Source organism: Pseudomonas sp. KH_040, assembly GCF_057839305.1.
The window spans coordinates 367,495-387,238 of sequence record NZ_CM174487.1 but is presented as its reverse complement, the minus strand read 5'-3'; the positions used below and the strand labels follow the sequence as shown (position 1 = coordinate 387,238).

Genomic DNA, 19,744 nt, shown 5'->3' with positions numbered 1-19,744 from the left:
TGATCGCAGACAAACAAAAACGCCCCCGGTCTCGCGACCGGGGGCGTTTTTTCAAGCGCGGGCTAAATTACGCCTTGGCTTTCTTGGCAGCGCGGGTACGCTCGCTTTCGTCCAGGATCTTCTTGCGAAGACGGATGGACTTAGGAGTAACTTCGCACAGCTCGTCTTCCTGGATGTATTCCAGAGCCTGTTCCAGGGTGAAGCGAACAGGTGGTACCAGAGCGATGGTTTCGTCTTTACCCGAAGCACGCATGTTGTCGAGCTTCTTGCCTTTGGTTGGGTTTACACCCAGGTCGTTGTCGCGGCTGTTCTGACCAACGATTTGACCGTTGTAGATCTCCTGGCCGTGTTCTACGAACAGCTTGCCACGAGCCTGCAGGGTTTCCAGCGAGTAGGTCAGTGCCTTACCGGTTTCAACCGAAACCAGAACGCCGTTCTGACGGCCGGACATGTGGCCCGACTTCACTGGAGCGTAACGGTCGAAGATCGAGGTCAGGATGCCAGCACCGTTGGTCAGGGTCAGGAACTGGTTACGGAAACCGATCAGACCGCGAGCAGGGATGTTGTATTCCAGACGAACACGGCCCTTGCCATCCGGCACCATGTTGCTCAGGTCGCCCTTACGCAGACCCATCTCTTCCATGACCTTGCCCTGCGATTCTTCAGGGATGTCGATGGTTACGTTTTCGAACGGTTCCTGCTTCACGCCGTCAACTTCACGGATGATCACTTCAGGACGGCCCAGGGCCAGCTCGAAGCCTTCGCGACGCATGGTTTCGATCAGTACCGAGAGGTGCAGCTCACCACGGCCGGAAACCTTGAACTTGTCAGCCGAGTCGCCTTCTTCAACGCGCAGTGCAACGTTGTACAGCAGCTCTTTGTCCAGACGATCCTTGATGTTACGGGAGGTCACGAACTTGCCTTCTTTACCGCAGAATGGCGAGTCGTTTACCTGGAAGGTCATGGAAACGGTTGGCTCGTCAACGGTCAGCGGCTTCATCGCCTCGACGGTGTTGATATCGCACAGAGTGTCGGAGATGAACAGCTCGTCGAAGCCGCTGATGCAGACGATGTCGCCGGCTGCTGCTTCTTCAACGTCAATGCGGTGCAGACCGTGGTGACCCATCAGCTTCAGGATACGACCGTTGCGGCGCTTGCCGTCGGCGCTGATAGCGACAACCGGGGTGTTCGGCTTGACGCGACCACGAGCGATACGGCCAACACCGATAACACCCAGGAAGCTGTTGTAGTCCAGAGCGGAGATCTGCATCTGGAACGGACCGTCACGGTCAACGGCCGGAGGCGGAACGTGGTCGACTACCGCTTGGTACAGCGGGGTCATGTCTTCCGCCATGGCGGTGTGATCCAGACCGGCAATACCGTTCAGGGCCGAAGCGTAAACAACCTGGAAGTCCAGTTGTTCTTCGGTAGCACCGAGGTTGTCGAACAGGTCGAAGATCTGATCCAGAACCCAGTCCGGACGCGCGCCTGGACGGTCAACCTTGTTGATTACCACGATTGGACGCAGGCCGGCTTCGAAAGCCTTCTTGGTCACGAAACGGGTTTGCGGCATAGGGCCGTCTTGAGCGTCAACCAGCAGCAGAACGGAGTCAACCATCGACATTACGCGTTCAACTTCGCCGCCGAAGTCGGCGTGGCCCGGGGTGTCCACGATGTTGATGTGGTAGCCGTTCCAGTTGATGGCGGTGTTTTTCGCCAGAATGGTAATACCGCGCTCTTTTTCCTGGTCGTTGGAGTCCATCACGCGCTCGTCGTTGAGCTCGTTGCGCTCCAGGGTGCCGGATTGACGCAGGAGTTTGTCTACCAGGGTGGTTTTACCATGGTCAACGTGGGCGATGATGGCGATGTTGCGTAGATTTTCGATCACTTGTGTATCTCGATCAGAGGATTCGGTTTGCTGACAAGTCTTGGCAGCGATTAGCAGTAGTGTCCGGCATGGCCGTTACAGCTTGACGGCGGTGTCGGGGGGCCGGTGACGCAGGCCACAGGCAAACAGCCCCGGGCACTTAGCTCGGTCGATAAACGCGCACATTGGCATGCCCCTCACTGAGCAAATGGTGAGCATGCAGGCGACTCATCACGCCTTTGTCGCAATACAGCAGGTACTGGCGAGTCGGATCCAGCTCCTTGAAACGAGCGTTCACTGCGTAGAACGGCATCGTCTGTACTTCTACGCCAGCGAGTTCCAGCGGCTCATCCTCGGCGGCATCCGGGTGACGGATGTCGATCACGATCTGGCCGGCCAGTGCTTCGCTGACTTCTTCAATCTGTACGTCCTGGCCCAATTCGTCGATCACCCGATCGATCGGCACCAGTTTGGCGTTTTCGAGCGCACGCTCGAGGACTGCCATGTCGAATTCTTTCTCTTCGTGTTCAACACGACCGCGTTTGGCGGCGGTTTTCGGATTGACCGAAATGACCCCGCAGTATTCCGGCATGTGCCGGGCGAAATCGGCAGTGCCGATCTCGTTGGCCGTGTCGATGATGTCCTGCTTGTGCGCCACGATCAGCGGACGCAGGACCAGTTTGTCGGTCACGCAGTCGATCACCGACAGGTTCGGCAGCGTCTGGCTCGACACCTGGGAGATCGCCTCGCCGGTGACCAGCGCCTCGATCTGCAGGCGGTCGGCGATATTGGAGGCCGCGCGCAACATCATACGCTTCAATACGACGCCCATATGACTGTTATCGACTTTGCCGAGAATTTCGCCCAGCACTTCTTCGAACGGAACACTGACAAATAGCACGCGTTGCGAGCTGCCGTACTTCTTCCAGATGAAATGCGCGACTTCCATCACGCCCAATTCATGGGCACGCCCGCCCAGATTGAAGAAGCAGAAGTGCGTCATCAGGCCGCGACGAATGATCTGGTAGGCCGCAACGGTCGAGTCAAAGCCGCCGGACATCAATACCAGCGTCTGCTCAAGGGCGCCGAGCGGGTAACCGCCGATGCCGTTGTGCTGGCTGTGAATCACAAACAACCGTTTGTCGCGAACTTCGATGCGGACTTCGATTTCCGGCGCTTTCAGGTCGATCCCGGCAGCACCGCACTCACGGCGCAGCTTGCTGCCGACGTATTTTTCGACATCCATCGAGCTGAATGCGTGCTTGCCGGCACGCTTGCAACGCACCGAGAAAATCTTCCCGGCCAGTGCATCGCCGTAGTGCTGTTTGCACTTCTCGGTGATGTCGTCGAAGTCGCCCAGCGGGTACTCGTCGATCTGCAGAAAGTGCGCGATGCCCGGCATGCAGGTCAGGCGCTCGCCCATCTCTTTCAAGGCTTTGGGATCGGTAACGCGGGTTTCCAGTTCGAGATTGTCCCACACACCGTTCACCACCACGGCCGGGTCCAGGTCGCGGAGCACGGTGCGGATGTTCTTGGCCAGCTGGCGGATGAATTTCGTCCGGACAGGTCGGCTTTTGATGGTGATCTCGGGGAAGACTTTTACGATTAGTTTCATGAAAACAGCGCGCGAACGGCCAGCCGAAAAAGGGGGGCGCGGATTATAGCGGAAATTGCTCAAGGTTTAACCAGTTAATGTGCAGAAGGTTTTGCATGCACCAAAACGGGTCATTTTCGATTTATGACGCTACATTAAAGGGCGAGATTTTCCGCATTGAGACGCTTTGCACCTTTATAAGCGTGAATTTGGGGCAAAAAACCCATGCTGGGGCACTGGCATGCAATTTGCTCCCTTGTGAGGCAGGTTGCCTTGGCAGAGTATTCGCGCCGGCATCACCCAAATTCTAAGGGCATCCACTACTAAGCCCGAAGCCACCCGGAGGACATATGTCGAAGACGGTTCAACTCATCAAAGATCATGACGTCAAGTGGATTGATCTGCGCTTCACGGACACCAAAGGCACTCAGCACCACGTGACCATGCCGGCTCGCGATGCGCTGGATGAAGACTTCTTCGAAGTCGGCAAAATGTTCGACGGTTCCTCCATCGCTGGCTGGAAAGGAATCGAAGCCTCCGACATGATCCTGATGCCGGTTGACGAAACTGCCGTACTCGACCCGTTCACCGAAGACGCCACCCTGATCCTGGTGTGCGACATCATCGAACCTTCGAGCATGCAAGGCTACGACCGCGACCCACGTGCGATCGCCAAGCGTGCCGAAGAACACCTGAAAGCCACCGGTATCGGTGACACCGTGTTCGCCGGTCCTGAGCCTGAGTTCTTCATCTTTGACTCGGTGAAATTCAAGTCGGACATCTCCGGCTCGATGTTCAAGATCTACTCCGAGCAAGGTTCGTGGATGTCCGACCAGGACATCGAAGGCGGCAACAAGGGTCACCGTCCAGGCGTCAAAGGTGGCTACTTCCCGGTTCCGCCGTTCGACCACGACCACGAAATCCGTACCTCCATGTGCAACGCACTGGAAGAAATGGGCCTGACCGTCGAAGTTCACCACCACGAAGTGGCGACTGCCGGCCAGAACGAAATCGGCGTCAAGTTCAACACCCTGGTGAAGAAAGCCGACGAAACCCAAACCCTGAAGTATGTTGTGCACAACGTTGCTGACGCTTACGGTCGCACCGCGACCTTCATGCCGAAGCCACTGTACGGCGACAACGGTTCGGGCATGCACGTGCACATGTCGATCTGGAAAGACGGCAAGAACACCTTCGCCGGTGAAGGTTATGCCGGCCTGTCCGATACCGCTCTGTACTTCATCGGCGGCATCATCAAGCACGGTAAGGCCCTGAACGGCTTCACCAACCCGGCGACCAACTCGTACAAGCGTCTGGTTCCAGGCTTCGAAGCTCCAGTGATGCTGGCCTACTCGGCTCGCAACCGTTCCGCTTCGATCCGTATTCCTTACGTGTCGAGCCCGAAAGCCCGCCGTATCGAAGCCCGCTTCCCGGATCCGGCTGCCAACCCGTACCTGGCCTTCGCAGCGCTGCTGATGGCCGGTCTGGACGGTATCCAGAACAAGATCCACCCAGGCGACGCTGCTGACAAAAACCTGTACGACCTGCCGCCTGAAGAGGCGAAAGAGATCCCGCAAGTTTGCGGCAGCTTGAAAGAAGCCCTGGAAGAGCTGGACAAGGGCCGCGCGTTCCTGACCAAGGGCGGCGTATTCTCCGACGACTTCATCGACGCTTACATCGCGCTGAAATCGGAAGAAGAAATCAAGGTTCGCACCTTCGTACACCCACTGGAATATGAGCTGTACTACAGCTGCTGATCCGGTAGCGCCGCGTTTTTCGGCGTGACAAAAAGAGGCCTCCTTCGGGAGGCCTTTTTTATTGCCTGCCATTTATGACGTGATGCTGATCATTCCCACGCTCCGCGTGGGAATGCAGCCCGTGACGCTACGCGTCACTGGACGCGGAGCGTCCCTTGAGGCGTACCCACGCAGAGCGTGGGAACGATCAATTGTGGTGTATGAATGATCTCTGGATGTGTGCAGGGTTGGGCCAACCGCCACACCTGTCCTATGCTGCACCCCATCGCTTTCAATCCCGGTCGGTTTCATGGGTCGCATCTTTCTCTACATACTGCTGCTGATCGCCCTGCCCGCTGTCGCACAGATCTACAAGTACACTGACGCCAACGGCAACACGGTCTATAGCGATCATTCGCCGGACGGCGTAAAGGCGCAGCCCGTGGAGTTGCCGCCGCTCAACCGTGTCGAGCCGCAGGCGCCCAGCGCACCACCCGCGCCCGAAACCGACAACCGTGAACCTGCGCCCAACGCCTATGACATTCTTGAACTCGCCGGACTGCCCACCGAAGAAGCATTGCGCGCCAACAACGGCACCTTCACCGTCAATGTGCTGATCAAGCCGCGCCTTCGACCGCCCCATCAATTAAGGCTGGTATTGGACGATGAGCCTTACGGTCAGCCGAGCAACGTGCCAATCCTGCAACTGGTAAACGTAGATCGCGGCGAACATCGTTTAGCGGTGCAGGTGATTGACGGGCAAACGGTCATCCAGCAGAGCCCGCCAGTACCTCTCAGCGTACAGCGGGTACACAAGCCATGATCCGCGCAAGCTTGTTCGTCGTGCTGGCGCTGCTGATGCTGCAAGCCTCAGCAGAGGTCTTCACCTATACCGATGCTCAGGGCAATCGCGTCTACACCGATCAACCGCGCAGCAACGCCAAGCGCGTACCGATCGCGACCAGCAATCGCATGTCGGCCAACCCCGGCGCCGCTGCGCCGATCACCACCGCAAAAAAATCCCCGGAACAACCACCGTTCCACTACGACATGCTGCGCATTCTGGTGCCCGAACCCGATGCCACAATTCGCAGCAGTGCCGGCGAGATCATCGTCAGCGTCACCAGCGAACCCGGCCTGCAAAAAGGTCATCGCTATCGGCTGTTGCTGGATGGGCAGGCCACTGGCGAACCCGGCCTGACGCCGGTTTTTCCTCTGAGTAACATCGACCGTGGCAGCCACAACCTTTCGGTGGAAATCCTCGACGCCGAAGGGCGAACGGTCGAACGCACCGCCAACCAGCCGTTCCACATGCTGCGCATCTCTCTCGCGCAGAAACGTCAGGTCAAACCCTGCGTCGCCGACGACTACGGCGTACGTCCGGAATGTCCGCTGAAAGACAAACCGCCAGAGCCGAAAAATCCCTTCCTGCGTTTCTTCTAACGCCATTCAGCTTTGCGCACTATATTGGTGCAATAGTCTGCGCCATACCCAGATCTCAACCCATTTTGGTTCGAAAGTACCCGCAAAGGCCGGCCGAATGCCACGCAAACGAGCGTCAAACGCCTGTTTCAGGCGTTGAACGCTTCTTTTCAGAGCCTTGGTTTGGTTTTTGCATTTTCCGTTCACCGACGCTTGTTATTTGCGCACGCTCCGCCCCCAAAAGAGGCTCCGATGACTATTAGCGACGCAATCCACCGTTTGCTGCTCGACAACCTGACCACCGCCACCATCCTGCTCGACGCCGAATTGCGCCTCGAGTACATGAACCCGGCGGCGGAGATGCTGCTCGCCATCAGCGGGCAGCGTAGCCATGGGCAATTCATCAGCGAGCTGTTCACCGAATCCACCGAGGCGCTGAATTCGTTGCGCCAAGCGGTAGAGCAGGCGCACCCGTTTACCAAACGCGAAGCGATGCTCACCGCCCTCACCGGCCAGACCTTGACCGTGGATTACGCGGTGACGCCGATCCTCAGCAACGGCGCGACCATGCTCCTGCTGGAGGTTCATCCGCGTGACCGCTTGCTGCGGATCACCAAGGAAGAGGCGCAGCTGTCCAAGCAGGAAACCAGCAAGATGCTGGTGCGCGGTCTCGCCCATGAAATCAAGAATCCGCTCGGCGGTATCCGTGGCGCCGCGCAACTGCTGGCCCGCGAGCTACCGGAAGACAGCCTGCGCGATTACACCAACGTGATCATTGAAGAGGCCGACCGCCTGCGCAATCTGGTGGACCGCATGCTCGGCTCGAACAAGCTGCCGTCGCTGGCCATGTGCAACGTCCACGAAGTGCTGGAGCGCGTTTGCCAACTGGTTGAAGCCGAAAGTCAGGGCTGCATCACCTTGGTGCGCGATTACGACCCAAGCATTCCCGACGTATTGATCGACCGCGAGCAAATGATTCAGGCGGTGTTGAACATCGTGCGCAACGCGATGCAGGCGATCAGCAGCCAGAACGAACTGCGTCTGGGCCGCATCAGTCTGCGCACCCGAACCATGCGCCAGTTCACCATCGGCCACGTCCGCCATCGTCTGGTGACCAAGATCGAGATCATCGACAACGGTCCGGGGATCCCGGCGGAACTTCAGGAAACCATTTTCTTTCCCATGGTCAGCGGTCGCCCGGACGGTACCGGGCTGGGCCTGGCCATTACCCAGAACATCATCAGCCAGCACCAGGGCCTGATCGAGTGTGACAGCCATCCAGGCCACACCACCTTCTCGATCTTTCTGCCACTGGAACAAGGAGCCACATCGACATGAGCCGTAGTGAAACCGTGTGGATCGTCGATGACGACCGTTCTATCCGTTGGGTGCTGGAAAAGGCCTTGCAGCAGGAAGGCATGACCACCCAGAGCTTCGACAGCGCCGATGGCGTGATGAGTCGCTTGGCCCGTCAGCAGCCGGACGTGATCATTTCCGACATTCGCATGCCCGGTGCCAGCGGTCTGGATCTGCTGGCGCGGATTCGCGAACAGCACCCACGGTTGCCGGTCATCATCATGACCGCTCACTCCGATCTGGACAGCGCTGTCGCCTCGTATCAGGGCGGCGCGTTCGAGTATCTGCCAAAGCCGTTCGACGTTGATGAGGCCGTGTCGCTGGTCAAGCGTGCCAATCAGCATGCGCAAGAACAGCAAGGCCTGGAAGTCGTGCCTGCTTTGACCCGCACCCCGGAAATCATCGGCGAAGCGCCGGCGATGCAGGAAGTGTTTCGCGCCATCGGGCGCTTGAGCCACTCCAACATCACCGTGCTGATCAATGGCGAATCCGGCACCGGCAAAGAACTGGTCGCCCACGCCCTGCACCGCCACAGCCCGCGTGCGGCCTCGCCGTTCATTGCGCTGAACATGGCGGCGATCCCCAAGGATCTGATGGAGTCCGAACTGTTCGGCCATGAAAAAGGCGCGTTCACCGGCGCGGCGAATTTGCGTCGCGGGCGTTTCGAACAGGCTGACGGCGGCACGCTGTTTCTTGATGAAATCGGCGACATGCCGGCGGATACCCAGACCCGTCTGCTGCGGGTTCTGGCGGATGGCGAGTTCTATCGCGTGGGCGGGCATGTGCCGGTCAAGGTCGACGTGCGCATCATCGCCGCGACACACCAGAATCTGGAAACCCTGGTACACGCCGGGAAATTCCGTGAGGACTTGTTCCATCGCCTCAACGTGATCCGTATCCACATCCCGCGCCTGTCGGACCGTCGTGAAGACATCCCGACCCTGGCCAAGCATTTTCTCAGCCGTGCCGCGCAGGAATTGGCGGTCGAGCCGAAACTGCTGAAGAGCGAGACTGAGGAATACCTGAAAAACCTGCCGTGGGGCGGCAACGTGCGGCAGTTGGAAAACACCTGCCGCTGGATCACCGTGATGGCCTCCGGGCGCGAAGTACACATCAGCGACCTGCCGCCGGAGCTACTGAACCTGCCGCAGGACTCGGCGCCAGTGACCAATTGGGAGCAGGCGTTGCGTCAGTGGGCCGATCAGGCGCTGGCGCGCGGTCAGTCGAGCCTGCTCGACAGTGCGGTGCCGGCGTTTGAGCGAATCATGATCGAGACGGCCCTGAAGCACACCGCCGGGCGCCGGCGTGATGCCGCGGTTTTGCTCGGTTGGGGGCGCAATACCCTGACGCGCAAAATCAAGGAATTGGGCATGAAGGTCGATGGTGGCGATGATGATGAGGGGGATGAGGGTTAACGGTTTGTTCGCTTGAGGGCTGTTGTGAATTCAAAATCCAGCCCCTCATCGGAACGCCGTGCACCGCATCAATGCACAATGACCCGCGATCGCGCACAGCCGCATCGCCACATTCGCTTCTGAAACCACTGAAAAATCAACTACCCAAATGCACGAAAGCCCCGAATCCCGGGGCTTTCGTATTTCTGATCAGATTTTTTGTTTCAACACATTAAAACCTGGCACGCCCCCTGCAGTAACCCTTACAGGTGATTCGATTCACCACCCGTTTCGGGGACCTTGGTACAGGCAGGCCGGGGATTCCCCTCTTTACACCGGGCTCATACCGCAACGCGACGAGCCCACCCTTTTGGGATCCTTGGTACAGGCAGGCCGGGGGTTCCCTCTTTACACCGGACCGACGCTCACAGCGAAGTCCACCCGTTTTGGGAACCCTGATACAGGCAGGTCAGGGCTTCCCGCTTTTACACCAATCGCCGAGGTGTTCAGCCCGGCGTTAATTAAGCTTCGGACGTTTGGGTAAATGATGCAGGGGCTGATTTTGCCGCCCCGAGTCATATTCCCGTATTTGTGCTTCAAGCCTGTCGAGCATTTTTCCGGGGCTGGGTTCATTGAGCAGAATGTCCCTCATCCTTGCCTGTTCGCTTGGCTCAGCCTTCGTATAGGCATCCAGAAACCACCACACCCGCCGCTGCAAAAGCGGATGCTCGACGTGAAATTCAGGCGTACGACTCAGTTTCCGAATCCCATTGATCACGTCACTTGCTGCACCGCCGAAGCTGTCCCAGAGCTTCAGTTTTTCAGGTAATTCCAATGGCGGCACATTTCGCAGCCACAGGTTTGCCGACCGATCAGCACTTTCCTCTCCCAGCCAGATGTCGGCGCCTGTTTTTATACGCGCATGTATCAGACGCCGCAGGGAAGCCGGATCCGTGATGGGATTGCCGCTGAGACTGAAGCCCGCTCTGAGTTCGATGGATTCCGGGATCGCGGCAATTCGATTGTTCGCCAGATTCAACACTTTCCCGGGAATCTTATCGGTGATGCCGTCCGGAAACCTGTCCAACCTCATGTTGGAAAGATCCAGCTCCTGCAACGCAGTCATTGCTTTAAGTGAAGGTGCAACAGAAAACGCGTTGTCGCCCAGTCGCAATACCTCCAGCCTTGACGGCCCGTCGTCGGTATCAAGCCCGATAGGGATTCGGTGTATTCCGGAGCCTGTCAGGTCCAACACGCGCAACTCGGTCATCCCGGAGATGTCAGGATCCGTTAGTAAAACGACGCTCGGGTGTTGAAGAGACAACCGAGCGCGCAAGTCGTCGGGATAATGATTCAGCCTCGCCGCCTGTATTTTACCTAGCCTCAACACCTGCAGCCTGGTCATGCCCCTCAGCGAAAAGTCATCCTGAAAATCACAATCCTGCAGGTTCAACTCTCGTAAACGGGGGAGCCTCGCTAATTGCTCGGCAAAGCGCGAACCCAGATCGAATCTTGAGTAAGCATGCTCATACATAGAGGCATCGGAGGTACTTCTGGTGATCATCTGGCTTGTGACCGTCAGACTTTCAATGTTGGGAAATTGCGCAAAAAACACCTCAGGGTTCAGCGGCGCATGACCTCTTAACGTGAGAGAAACGACTGAGTTGAATTTCAATGAAAGCAGCTTATCGACTGGCCATAGCGTGAGATTGATATCCAGCTTGAAACCCGATAGCCGCCCATCGCTGTAGACCCGCTGATCAGGCTTACTTTTCCACTTGTACAATTTGCGCAGCGTACTCCACATGGCAAACGCCTCATCTACGCCATGTTTCCCTAGAATGCGATTTTGGTGGTCCGGGATGCTGACGTGTTCGTAGTCCAGTTGCAGTAGCCCAAGCTGAATCCGCTTGAGTTCCACATCTGCCACATCCTTGTCACCAAACCGGGCGATAAAGTCATCCGCGTGTTGATCGGTCGCTTTCGGAAGGCAGCTTCGAACCTGCGCTCGGGTAGTTGGCTCAACGACCGTACGCGGGTACCAAAAACCGCTATCGGCGTCACGCAGCATCACTGGCCCCAAAAGCAACTCACTTGGCCGTCGGGCCCGATGCAGTCCCGTCTCGGGGTCCACGGCGACATGGACAAAATCGCCATCGGCCACTTCAGCGTAGGTGCGCTTGTTAAAAACCCTCAAGCCTTCGCCGTTGGCTTCTGGAAGTAACGCCCGGGCATTGATTACGTAATGGTCCAGCGTCGGTTGAGGCGCGAGCAAACGTGCGTCAACGGGGGTCGCGTGAATAATAACCGCCGGAGTCGCACCAGTGGCATCTGCGTCAACAGCCCTGGACGACCCGGCCCGCGGCTGCGAATCATCGGCGGAGAGTCCTGAACCGGAACCTCTGCGGCCCGATGGGCCGGGGAGCGGAATGTCCACGTCGGCCGGTCGGGTTGGACTGGTCGAAGCATCCACTTTCACGTGGGTGCTGCCCCCGGCAGGTGGTTTTATTGGCATTTTTTTCATCCTTGAAAAAATCGCCCCTGGCAGTCGTGCAAGGGGCGAAGACTTTCGGCATCCTGCCGGTTTAAAAGAGGAACGCACGATAGCGTGCGCAAGCATTCAAGGAGAGTGGAAAGGCAGACAAGCGTAGTGGGAAACGACGTCAATAAGCGTAGGAGTACGTCGAGAAGGACAGCAGTACTCCGATCAGTTCGTTTGCAAGCGTATCTCCAGCCGCCAGCGGTCATCGACCTCACTGCCGACCCAATTACCCTGCAGCGGCCGCGCTGCCAATACGGTCAACAACAACCCGCCATCGCTCATGCGCGTGCGCCAGTTCACGTCCCTGCCGTTGAGCTTGAGTTGCCCCTTCTGCGCCTGGCCATCCGCCTGAAACAATAGCGCCACTGTGCCATCGATGATTTCGCCGTGCAGCTTGGGTTCGTTGTTGAACCACACCACCAACCCCTGCTCTGACACCTCGACTTGTTGCAGCACAGTCGGATCCGGCGTGGTCAGGCGGCCGATCATCAAACCGATCATCACGCCGACAATCGCCAGCGAACCGATGACTCGCGGCAATAGTTTCGAACGGTTGTCCACAGGCGGCGTAGAATGCCGCTCATCTTTACCTTCGGAGCCGTGCATGTTTCACGTCATCCTTTTTCAACCAGAAATTCCGCCGAATACCGGCAACGTTATCAGGCTGTGCGCCAATAGCGGCTGCCACCTGCATTTGATCGAACCGCTGGGCTTCGAGATGGACGACAAGCGCTTGCGCCGCGCCGGTCTCGACTATCACGAATATGCCACGCTGCAGCGTCACGCAGACTTGGCCAGTTGCCTGGAAAGCCTTGGCAACCCGCGGCTGTTCGCGTTCACCACCAAAGGCTCGCGGCCGTTTCATGATGCCGCGTTTGTTCCTGGCGATGCGTTCATCTTCGGCCCGGAAAGCCGTGGCCTGCCGCCGGAAGTGCTCGACGCGCTGCCGCCGGAACAGCGCCTGCGCCTGCCGATGCGCGAAGGCTGCCGCAGCCTGAACCTGTCCAACACCGTTGCGGTCGCAGTGTACGAAGCCTGGCGCCAGAACGACTTCAAGTAACATCACAAAACAAATGTGGGAGCGAGCCTGCTCGCGAAAGCGGTGTATCAGTCGACAAAACTGTCATCTGACACGCCCTCTTCGCGAGCAGGCTCGCTCCCACATGGGTGCCGCTGAACCGTCTTATTGAACGGTTGGCGTCTCGCCGCTTTCCTGCATGCGCTGCAGTTCTTGTGCGTACAGAGCGTCGAAGTTCACCGGGGCCAGCATCAGCGCCGGGAACGAACCACGGGTGACCAGGCTGTCCAGAGTTTCGCGCGCGTACGGGAACAGAATGTTCGGGCAGAACGCACCCAGGGTGTGGCTCATCGAAGCCGCATCGAGGTTCTTGATCAGGAAGATACCGGCCTGTTGCACTTCAGCGATGAAGGCGACTTCTTCACCGTTTTTCACGGTGACGGACAGGGTCAGCACAACTTCGTAGAAATCACCTTCCAGTGCTTTCTGGCGAGTGTTCAGATCCAGCGCGACCGCCGGATCCCACTGCTGGCGGAAGATCGCCGGGCTTTTCGGGGCTTCAAAGGACAGGTCGCGTACGTAGATGCGCTGCAAGGAGAATTGCGGTGCGGTTTCTTCTTCGCTGGCTGCAGTGTTCTGTTGGTCAGTCATCTCAGATCCTTTCTGATCTCGGGTCTTTAAGGGATTGCTGTACGTGGGTGCAGCCGTTCAGGCCTTGAGCAGCGCGTCGAGCTTGCCGGCGCGCTCCAGGGCATACAAATCGTCACAACCGCCGATGTGCTTGCTGCCGATCCAGATCTGCGGCACGGACGTGCGTCCGGCTTTCTGGGCCATTTCGGCACGCACCTGCGGCTTGCCATCGACCTTGATCTCTTTGAAGGCCACGCCTTTGTTCTCGAGCAAATACTTGGCTCGGGAGCAATAAGGGCAGTAGTCGCTGGAGTAGACGATGACTTCGCTCATATCACTTCACCAGCGGCAGGTTGTCGCCTTTCCAGCTGGAGATCCCGCCGGACAGCTTGGCGGCGGTGAAGCCGGATTTCATCAGTTCGCGGGCGTGGGTGCCAGCGGTCTGGCCCAGGGCGTCGACCAGGATGATGGTCTTGGCCTTGTGTTTTTCCAGCTCGCCAATGCGCGCAGCCAGTTTGTCCTGGGGAATATTGATCGCGCCAACAATGTGGCCGGCTGCGAAATCCTTGGCCGGACGGATGTCCACCACCACGCCTGCATCTTTATTGACCAGCGCGGTCAGCTCGCCGGTGCTCAGGCTTTTACCGCCGCCCTGCATCGTGTGCGCCAGCAGCAGAGCCAGCAGTACGACGAAGATACCGACAAGAATGTAGTGGTTAGTGGCAAATTCAATCAGGTGAGCAACCATCGAAGGAGGTTCCAGGGCGTTAAAATGTCGGCCAGTATACACAGCCACTATGGTCGGCCAAACCCCGTCCGGCGGTGACGCGGTCGGAACTTAGCTTTAAACTCCAACTCCCTTTTCCATCGCCCTCTTCTTTATTAGCCACGAGTGGATTCCATGACGACTACGCCTAAACCTTTGGTCCTGATGATTCTCGACGGCTTCGGTCACAGCGACAGCCCCGAATCCAATGCCGTTTTTGCGGCGAAGAAGCCTGTTCTCGATCGCCTCTGGGCCAGCGTGCCGAACGGCTTGATCTCGGGCAGCGGCATGGACGTCGGCCTGCCGGACGGCCAGATGGGCAACTCCGAAGTCGGCCACATGAATCTTGGCGCCGGTCGCGTGGTGTATCAGGACTTCACGCGTGTGACCAAATCGATCCGCGACGGCGAGTTCTTCGAGAACCCGACCATCTGCGCCGCTGTGGATAAAGCCGTGGCCGCTGGCAAAGCCGTGCACTTCATGGGTCTGCTGTCCGATGGCGGCGTACACAGCCATCAGGATCACCTGATCGCCATGGCCGAACTGGCGTTCAAGCGCGGCGCCGAAAAAATCTACCTGCACGCCTTTCTCGATGGCCGCGACACGCCGCCGAAAAGCGCGGCATCGTCGATCGAGCTACTCGAAGCGACCTTCCAGGCGCTCGGCAAGGGACGCATCGCCAGCATCATCGGCCGTTACTTCGCCATGGACCGTGACAACCGTTGGGATCGCGTCGCTCAGGCGTACAACCTGATCGTCGATGGCAACAGCGAATTCAACGCTGCCACGGCGCAGGAAGGCCTTGAAGCCGCTTATGCCCGTGGCGAGAGCGACGAATTCGTCAAAGCCACGTCCATCGGTGAGCCAGTGAAAGTCGAAGACGGCGACGCCGTGGTGTTCATGAACTTCCGCGCCGACCGTGCCCGTGAGCTGACCCGCGTATTCGTCGAAGACGACTTCAAGGATTTCGAACGCGCACGCCAGCCGAAACTGGCCGGTTTCGTCATGCTGACCCAATACGCCGCCAGCATTCCGGCTCCGTCGGCATTCGCCGCGGGCAGCCTGGAAAACGTGCTGGGCGACTACTTGGCGAAGAACGGCAAAACCCAGCTGCGCATCGCTGAAACCGAAAAATACGCCCACGTGACCTTCTTCTTCTCCGGCGGTCGTGAAGAACCGTTCCCGGGCGAAGAGCGCATCCTGATCCCGTCGCCGAAAGTCGCCACCTACGACTTGCAGCCGGAAATGAGCGCGCCGGAAGTCACCGACCGTATCGTTGAGGCCATCGAAAACCAGCGTTTCGATGTAATCGTGGTCAACTACGCCAACGGCGACATGGTCGGCCACAGCGGCGTGTTTGACGCGGCGGTGAAGGCTGTTGAATGCCTCGACACCTGCGTCGGTCGCATTGTCGATGCGCTGGAAAAGGTTGGCGGTGAAGCACTGATCACGGCTGACCACGGCAACGTCGAAAAAATGGCCGATGAAGAAACCCACCAGGCTCACACCGCGCACACCACCGAGCCGGTGCCGTTCATTTATGTCGGCAAGCGCGACCTGAAAGTCCGTGAAGGCGGCGTGCTGGCGGATGTGGCGCCGACCATGCTGAAACTGCTGGGCCTGGAAAAACCTGCGGAAATGACCGGCACTTCTATCCTGGTCTGACCTCGATCGCCAAAACACCGCAAAACCCTGTGGGAGCTGGCTTGCCAGCGATAGCAATCTGACAGCCAACATCTATGTTGAATGTGCAGACGCCATCGCTGGCAAGTCGAATCGTCGCACCGCAGCTCCCACAGTGGTTTATGGAGTTTTCGAAATGGAATTCGGTGTATTGCTTGGTCCAGTTATCACACAGCCCCAATTGGGCGTTTTTTTTGCAGCCTCGGGCGGGCATACTAGGCCGTCCCTTACCCTGGTGCCGCCCGCCCCTATGCTTCGCGTCCTGATCGCCCTTGCTCTGACCTGCCTGCTCCAACCGGCCTTCGCTGACGAGCGCGCGCAAACCCAACAGCAGTTGGACGCCACGCGTCAGGACATTGCCGAGCTGAAAAAGCTGCTGAGCAAAGTCCAGGAAGAAAAGTCCGGCGTACAGAAAGAGCTCAAGGGCACTGAAACCGAGTTGGGCAAGCTGCAGAAACAGGTCGATGCGCTGCAGAAAGAACTGCAGAAAAGCGAATCCGAGCTGCAGCGGCTCGATGCAGAGAAAAAAAAACTCCAGAGCGCGCGCACTGAACAGCAGCGACTGATCGCCATTCAGGCCCGAGCGGCTTATCAGAACGGTCGCCAGGAATACCTCAAGCTGCTGCTCAACCAGCAGAACCCCGAGAAATTCGCCCGCACCCTCACCTATTACGATTACCTGAGCCAGGCCCGCCTGGAGCAGTTGAAGAACTTCAACGAGACCCTGCGCCAACTGGCCAATGTCGAAAAAGACATTGCCGCCCAGCAGGCGCAATTGCTGGTGCAGAAAAGCAGCCTCGATACCCAGCGCGACGAACTGGAAAATGTTCGCAAGGAACGTCAGCAAGTCCTCGCCAAGCTCAACGACGACGTGAAGGCCCGCGATCAGAAACTCGCCGCGCGTGAGCAGGATCAGGCAGATCTGTCTAAAGTCCTTAAAACCATTGAAGAAACCCTGGCGCGCCAGGCTCGTGAGGCAGAAGAAGCGCGACAGAAAGCGCTGATCGCCCAGCAGGAAGCGGAAAAAAAGCGTTTGCGTGAGGCGCAGGCTGAAAACAGCGACGCCCCACGAAAACCAGTCAGATCCACTCCCGGCGTACTGGTTTCCAGCAGCGGCGAGACCTTCGGTGGCCCTTTTGCTGCAACCCGGGGAAAACTTCCGTGGCCGGTTGATGGTCGACTGCTGGCACGCTTCGGCGAAAGCCGTGGCGACGACGCCCGGACCAAGTGGGACGGCGTGATGATCAGCGCCTCCGCCGGCAGCCAGGTGCATGCCGTGCATGGCGGTCGCGTGGTCTTCGCCGACTGGTTGCGCGGTGCCGGGCTGCTGGTGATCCTTGATCACGGCAATGGTTTTCTGAGTCTTTACGGTCACAACCAGACGCTGCTCAAGTCGGCTGGGGACGTGGTTAAAGCCGGTGAGTCGATCTCCACTGTCGGTAACAGTGGCGGTCAGGACACACCAGCGCTGTATTTCGCAATTCGTCAGCAGGGTCACCCGAGTGATCCAGCACAATGGTGCCGCGCGCAAGGATAAGCGTGCCGCCTAATTCAGGAGTTCGTTCGACATGCTGCATTTGTCCCGCCTTACCTCGCTGGCCCTGACGATCGCTCTGGTGATCGGCGCGCCTCTGGCGTTTGCCGCGCAACCGGCCCCGGCCGTCGCTCCGGCAGGCACTGCCGCGACCTCCAAGGCACCGCTGCCGCTGGAAGAGTTGCGCACCTTTGCCGAGGTCATGGACCGGATCAAAGCCGCTTACGTCGAGCCGGTGGACGACAAGACCCTGCTGGAAAACGCGATCAAGGGCATGCTCAGCAACCTTGATCCGCATTCGGCCTATCTGGGCCCGGAAGATTTCACCGAGCTGCAGGAAAGCACTAGCGGTGAATTCGGCGGTTTGGGCATTGAAGTCGGCGCCGAAGACGGTTTCATCAAAGTCGTCTCGCCAATCGACGACACCCCGGCGTCGAAGGCCGGCATTCAGGCCGGCGACTTCATCGTCAAGATCAACGGCCAGCCAACGCGCGGCCAGACCATGACCGAAGCCGTCGACAAGATGCGCGGCAAGATCGGCCAGAAAATCACTCTGACGCTGGTACGCGATGGCGGCACGCCGTTTGACGTGACCCTGGCCCGTGCGGTGATTCAGGTGAAGAGCGTCAAGGCGCAGCTGCTGGAAACCGGCTATGCGTACATCCGCATCACCCAGTTTCAGGTCAAGACCGGCGAAGAGGTCTCCAAGGCCCTGGCCAAGCTGCGCAAGGACAACGGCAAGAAGCTCAACGGCATCATTCTCGACCTGCGCAACAACCCGGGCGGCGTGTTGCAGGCGGCGGTGGAAGTGGTCGACCACTTCATCACCAAAGGCCTGATCGTCTACACCAAAGGCCGCATCGCCAACTCCGAGCTGCGCTTCTCGGCCACCGGTAAAGACGAAAGCGAAGCGGTGCCGATGGTCGTGTTGATTAACGGTGGCAGCGCCTCGGCCTCGGAAATCGTCGCCGGCGCCCTGCAGGATCAGAAACGTGCCGTGGTCATGGGCACCACCAGTTTCGGCAAAGGCTCGGTGCAAACCGTGCTGCCGCTGAACAACGACCGCGCACTGAAGATCACCACGGCGCTGTACTTCACGCCAAATGGTCGCTCGATCCAGGCGCAGGGCATCGTTCCGGACATCGAAGTGCGCAAGGCCAAGATCACCAGCGAGGCCGATGGCGACTACTTCAAGGAAGCCGACCTGCAAGGTCACTTGGGCAACGGCAACGGCGGTGCGGACAAACCGAGCGGTTCCGGCGGCAAGGCCAAAGCGATGCCGCAGGATGACGATTACCAACTGGCCCAGGCCCTGAGCCTGCTCAAAGGCCTGAGCATTACGTCCGGCCGTTGAGGATGTCACTGCGTTTCGTCTTCGTTCTGTTGTGCTGTCTGGCGGGTGCTGCTCACGCAGAGCCCGCCAGCCCAAAGCCACACAAAGCCTTCCTGACACTGATCATTGACGACCTGGGGCAAAACCTGCCCCGGGATCGCCGCGTGCTGGCCCTGCCCGGTCCGGTGACCACGGCGATCATGCCCGACACCCCACACGCCACCGAGTTTGCCCGCGAAGCCCATCGCGCTGGCAAAATCGTCATCCTGCACATGCCGATGGACCCGGCCACAGGGCCATATGCCTGGCACCCCGAACTCCCGCTCGAAGAACTGGAAAAACGCCTGAACGCCGCGTTCAAAATGGTCCCCTATACCGCTGGCATCAACAATCACATGGGCAGCCGCATGACCGCGCAGCCAGTGGCGATGGCATGGTTGATGGGCGAATTGCAGCGCCGTCACAAGTTTTTCGTCGACAGCCGCACCAGCGCACAGACCGTCGCCGCGCAGCAGGCGCAGAAGATCGATCTGGCGAGTGTGTCACGGGACGTGTTTCTCGATGACGAACGCACTGAAGTGGCGATCTACACGCAACTGCAAACTGCGATCAACCTGGCGCGCAAACAGGGTTCGGCGGTGATGATCGGCCATCCGTATCCGCAGACGCTGGCGGTGCTGGAGCGCGAATTGCCGAAGTTGAAGGCTCAGGGCATCGAATGGATCGATATCAAACAGATGATCAGCGTACGCAGCAATCGCGCCATGGCTGGCCATGGCAAGGACGGCGTGTATCGGTAGCACTTTGTGACGCTGACACATACATAGTTACCACCCGACAACCATCCCCTTTCCCGATAGTGCGACCTG

At 58.6% G+C, this 19,744-nt stretch carries 17 protein-coding genes; 10 read left to right on the top strand and 7 right to left on the bottom strand.

Features of this window, described 5'->3' with window-relative positions:
- Window positions 1–67 precede the first annotated feature (67 nt).
- Window positions 68–1,888, bottom strand: coding sequence for a translational GTPase TypA (gene typA / locus AC3IUF_RS01745; RefSeq protein ID WP_003220792.1), 1,821 nt, complete (start codon window positions 1,886–1,888; stop codon window positions 68–70).
- A 139-nt stretch (window positions 1,889–2,027) separates the two neighbouring features.
- Window positions 2,028–3,482 (bottom strand): tRNA uracil 4-sulfurtransferase ThiI, encoded by a 1,455-nt coding sequence (gene thiI, locus AC3IUF_RS01740; protein ID WP_007909256.1) that lies wholly within the window; start codon window positions 3,480–3,482, stop codon window positions 2,028–2,030.
- 329 nt (window positions 3,483–3,811) lie between these two features.
- Between thiI and glnA the strand changes: the two genes are divergently transcribed.
- The 5 genes from glnA (at window position 3,812) to ntrC (ending at window position 9,390) form a co-directional block, all read left to right on the top strand.
- Complete coding sequence (gene glnA, locus AC3IUF_RS01735; RefSeq protein ID WP_007909254.1) at window positions 3,812–5,218, top strand: type I glutamate--ammonia ligase; 1,407 nt, start codon at window positions 3,812–3,814, stop codon at window positions 5,216–5,218.
- Window positions 5,219–5,507: 289 nt separating this feature from the next.
- Window positions 5,508–6,020: a DUF4124 domain-containing protein gene (locus AC3IUF_RS01730; RefSeq protein WP_489280199.1), complete on the top strand. Its 513-nt coding sequence runs from the start codon at window positions 5,508–5,510 to the stop codon at window positions 6,018–6,020.
- Window positions 6,017–6,640 (top strand): DUF4124 domain-containing protein, encoded by a 624-nt coding sequence (locus AC3IUF_RS01725; RefSeq protein WP_489280198.1) that lies wholly within the window; start codon window positions 6,017–6,019, stop codon window positions 6,638–6,640. The genes AC3IUF_RS01730 and AC3IUF_RS01725 overlap by 4 nt, the downstream gene beginning before the upstream one ends.
- Window positions 6,641–6,871: 231 nt before the next feature.
- On the top strand, window positions 6,872–7,957 hold the full coding sequence (gene glnL / locus AC3IUF_RS01720; RefSeq protein ID WP_007909240.1) for a nitrogen regulation protein NR(II): 1,086 nt from the start codon (window positions 6,872–6,874) through the stop codon (window positions 7,955–7,957).
- Window positions 7,954–9,390, top strand: coding sequence for a nitrogen regulation protein NR(I) (ntrC, locus tag AC3IUF_RS01715; protein WP_007909238.1), 1,437 nt, complete (start codon window positions 7,954–7,956; stop codon window positions 9,388–9,390). The genes glnL and ntrC overlap by 4 nt, the downstream gene beginning before the upstream one ends.
- 496 nt (window positions 9,391–9,886) lie before the next feature.
- Here the strand turns inward: ntrC and AC3IUF_RS01710 are convergent, their stop codons facing one another.
- The gene (locus AC3IUF_RS01710) at window positions 9,887–11,884 is read right to left on the bottom strand and encodes a leucine-rich repeat domain-containing protein (RefSeq protein WP_489280195.1); all 1,998 of its coding nucleotides are present in this window, start codon (window positions 11,882–11,884) and stop codon (window positions 9,887–9,889) included.
- Between the two features lie 192 nt (window positions 11,885–12,076).
- A complete protein-coding gene (locus AC3IUF_RS01705; protein WP_095113967.1) occupies window positions 12,077–12,517 on the bottom strand; it encodes a hypothetical protein in 441 nt (146 codons plus the stop codon).
- On the opposite strand from AC3IUF_RS01705, the gene AC3IUF_RS01700 reads away from it, so the two are divergent.
- Window positions 12,516–12,971 carry a tRNA (cytidine(34)-2'-O)-methyltransferase gene (locus AC3IUF_RS01700; protein WP_007909235.1) on the top strand — a complete coding sequence of 152 codons (456 nt, stop codon included), beginning with the start codon at window positions 12,516–12,518 and terminating at the stop codon, window positions 12,969–12,971. The two genes, AC3IUF_RS01705 and AC3IUF_RS01700, sit on opposite strands and share 2 nt — an antisense overlap.
- Window positions 12,972–13,094: 123 nt before the next feature.
- Here AC3IUF_RS01700 and secB read toward each other — a convergent pair whose 3' ends face one another.
- From secB to AC3IUF_RS01685, 3 genes are read right to left on the bottom strand one after another with little or no spacing between them, the layout of a single operon-like run.
- On the bottom strand, window positions 13,095–13,580 hold the full coding sequence (gene secB / locus AC3IUF_RS01695) for a protein-export chaperone SecB (RefSeq protein ID WP_007909233.1): 486 nt from the start codon (window positions 13,578–13,580) through the stop codon (window positions 13,095–13,097).
- Window positions 13,581–13,637: 57 nt separating this feature from the next.
- Window positions 13,638–13,892, bottom strand: a complete 255-nt coding sequence (gene grxC / locus AC3IUF_RS01690) for a glutaredoxin 3 (RefSeq protein WP_008080561.1) — start codon at window positions 13,890–13,892, stop codon at window positions 13,638–13,640.
- A 1-nt stretch (window position 13,893) separates the two neighbouring features.
- A complete protein-coding gene (locus tag AC3IUF_RS01685; RefSeq protein ID WP_007909228.1) occupies window positions 13,894–14,307 on the bottom strand; it encodes a rhodanese-like domain-containing protein in 414 nt (137 codons plus the stop codon).
- 153 nt (window positions 14,308–14,460) lie between these two features.
- Here AC3IUF_RS01685 and gpmI point away from each other — a divergent pair, with 153 nt between their 5' ends.
- From gpmI to AC3IUF_RS01665, 4 genes are all read left to right on the top strand, one after another.
- Entirely contained in the window at window positions 14,461–15,990 is a 1,530-nt protein-coding gene (gene gpmI / locus AC3IUF_RS01680) for a 2,3-bisphosphoglycerate-independent phosphoglycerate mutase (protein WP_489280192.1), read from the top strand.
- A 268-nt stretch (window positions 15,991–16,258) separates the two neighbouring features.
- Window positions 16,259–17,545 carry a murein hydrolase activator EnvC family protein gene (locus tag AC3IUF_RS01675; RefSeq protein ID WP_489280190.1) on the top strand — a complete coding sequence of 429 codons (1,287 nt, stop codon included), beginning with the start codon at window positions 16,259–16,261 and terminating at the stop codon, window positions 17,543–17,545.
- 31 nt (window positions 17,546–17,576) lie between these two features.
- Entirely contained in the window at window positions 17,577–18,896 is a 1,320-nt protein-coding gene (locus AC3IUF_RS01670; RefSeq protein WP_007909222.1) for a S41 family peptidase, read from the top strand.
- Between the two features lie 2 nt (window positions 18,897–18,898).
- Window positions 18,899–19,675 (top strand): divergent polysaccharide deacetylase family protein, encoded by a 777-nt coding sequence (locus AC3IUF_RS01665; RefSeq protein ID WP_447783226.1) that lies wholly within the window; start codon window positions 18,899–18,901, stop codon window positions 19,673–19,675.
- Window positions 19,676–19,744 lie beyond the last annotated feature (69 nt).

Bases quoted from the DNA above. Each gene is read 5' to 3' on its own strand.
- AC3IUF_RS01675 (WP_489280190.1), top strand. From the start codon at position 16,259: ATGCTTCGCGTCCTGATCGCCCTTGCTCTGACCTGCCTGCTCCAACCG.
- AC3IUF_RS01710 (WP_489280195.1), bottom strand. From the start codon at position 11,884: ATGCCAATAAAACCACCTGCCGGGGGCAGCACCCACGTGAAAGTGGAT.
- glnA (WP_007909254.1), top strand. From the start codon at position 3,812: ATGTCGAAGACGGTTCAACTCATCAAAGATCATGACGTCAAGTGGATT.
- AC3IUF_RS01670 (WP_007909222.1), top strand. From the start codon at position 17,577: ATGCTGCATTTGTCCCGCCTTACCTCGCTGGCCCTGACGATCGCTCTG.
- AC3IUF_RS01665 (WP_447783226.1), top strand. From the start codon at position 18,899: ATGTCACTGCGTTTCGTCTTCGTTCTGTTGTGCTGTCTGGCGGGTGCT.
- thiI (WP_007909256.1), bottom strand. From the start codon at position 3,482: ATGAAACTAATCGTAAAAGTCTTCCCCGAGATCACCATCAAAAGCCGA.
- glnL (WP_007909240.1), top strand. From the start codon at position 6,872: ATGACTATTAGCGACGCAATCCACCGTTTGCTGCTCGACAACCTGACC.
- AC3IUF_RS01700 (WP_007909235.1), top strand. From the start codon at position 12,516: ATGTTTCACGTCATCCTTTTTCAACCAGAAATTCCGCCGAATACCGGC.
- AC3IUF_RS01685 (WP_007909228.1), bottom strand. From the start codon at position 14,307: ATGGTTGCTCACCTGATTGAATTTGCCACTAACCACTACATTCTTGTC.
- AC3IUF_RS01705 (WP_095113967.1), bottom strand. From the start codon at position 12,517: ATGCACGGCTCCGAAGGTAAAGATGAGCGGCATTCTACGCCGCCTGTG.
- gpmI (WP_489280192.1), top strand. From the start codon at position 14,461: ATGACGACTACGCCTAAACCTTTGGTCCTGATGATTCTCGACGGCTTC.
- ntrC (WP_007909238.1), top strand. From the start codon at position 7,954: ATGAGCCGTAGTGAAACCGTGTGGATCGTCGATGACGACCGTTCTATC.
- grxC (WP_008080561.1), bottom strand. From the start codon at position 13,892: ATGAGCGAAGTCATCGTCTACTCCAGCGACTACTGCCCTTATTGCTCC.
- AC3IUF_RS01725 (WP_489280198.1), top strand. From the start codon at position 6,017: ATGATCCGCGCAAGCTTGTTCGTCGTGCTGGCGCTGCTGATGCTGCAA.
- secB (WP_007909233.1), bottom strand. From the start codon at position 13,580: ATGACTGACCAACAGAACACTGCAGCCAGCGAAGAAGAAACCGCACCG.
- AC3IUF_RS01730 (WP_489280199.1), top strand. From the start codon at position 5,508: ATGGGTCGCATCTTTCTCTACATACTGCTGCTGATCGCCCTGCCCGCT.